Origin of the sequence: Acidiferrimicrobium sp. IK, from assembly GCF_025499425.1 — a bacterium.
Taxonomy (GTDB): Bacteria; Actinomycetota; Acidimicrobiia; order Acidimicrobiales; family Palsa-688; genus Acidiferrimicrobium.
Genome location: NZ_JAIMCB010000045.1, coordinates 1 through 1,062, shown reverse-complemented (window position 1 = coordinate 1,062; position 1,062 = coordinate 1). Strand labels below are relative to the sequence as shown.

Sequence of the window (1,062 nt, the reverse complement as noted above, 5' to 3'; positions counted from 1 at the left end):
GGCTCTTCACCCTTTAGGTGGGGTGGCACCAACCGGTGTTGAGGGTAGCGGCCGGCCGAGGTTGTTGCAGTGGCCGAGGATCCGGACCCGGTAGTTGGCCATGTTGGTGAAGCCGCATCCGGCTCGTTTGACTTGCTTGACCTTGCGGTTGAGGCCTTCGGTGGGGCCGTTGGTAGCTCGGACCGTGAAGTAGGCGTGGATTTGCGGTGCCCACGCGTCGAGGGTCCGGCCGAGGGTGTGGAGCTCGGGGATGTCGCTGTCGGCGAGCGCTTCGACGAGGCGCCAGTGGCGACGTCGGGCGGTGACGGGGTCGGGGGACGACCAGAACCATCGGGCCATCTCCTTGACCCAGTAGGCGTACTCGAGCTGGCCGGTCGCGTCGGCGTCGAACGCGGCTGCGACCCTGGTGGCGCCCCGGTCGTTGAGACGCTCGTTGGCCCGTAGGAGACGGTGACGGGCGCGCCACGCCGGGTCGGTTTTGCGGCCGCGGCGTCCGAGCTGCTGTTGGGAGAGGCGGCGGCGGACAGCGTCGAGCGCGGCGTTGAACAGGCGGATCCCGTGGAACTTGTCGACCACGATCACCGCATCGGGTAGTTGCTCGCGGATGGCTGAGCGGTAGGGGGCGTAGGGGTCGAGGGCCACAACTTTCACGCCGGCCCGCCACGCCTCCGGGCGTGCCTTCAGCCAGTCAGCGAGGACCTGGTGGGAGCGGCCGACGAGCACGTCATGGGCCCGCGGGGGCCCGTGGGGGCCGCCCAGGTCGACCAGGTTGGTCACGAACCGCCGGCCACGGCGTGCTGCGGTCTCGTCGACTCCCAGCCAGGTGACAGGCCGGTCGGGGTCGCACATCCCTGCCGCAGCGGTCTCTGCCACATAGACGCTGTTCGCGGCGCGCCACCCCATGCCCACCTCGGCGGCCACCGCGGCCACCGACCGGCACTCGGCGCCGACCTGGCGGGCCACGAACTTCCGGCAGCGGGCGGTCTGGCGGCGGCGTCGGCCCACCTGGTCATGCTGCTCCACGAACGTCTTGCGCTCGCAGTCGCCGTCGTCGCAGCGCCG

Annotated in this window: 1 protein-coding gene; it reads right to left on the bottom strand. The window is 70.8% G+C overall.

The features are described 5' to 3' along the window. Positions 1 to 6: 6 nt before the first annotated feature. A partial coding sequence (locus tag K6U06_RS24475) for an ISL3 family transposase (protein WP_262324612.1) occupies positions 7 to 1,062 on the bottom strand: 1,056 nt, incomplete at its 5' end.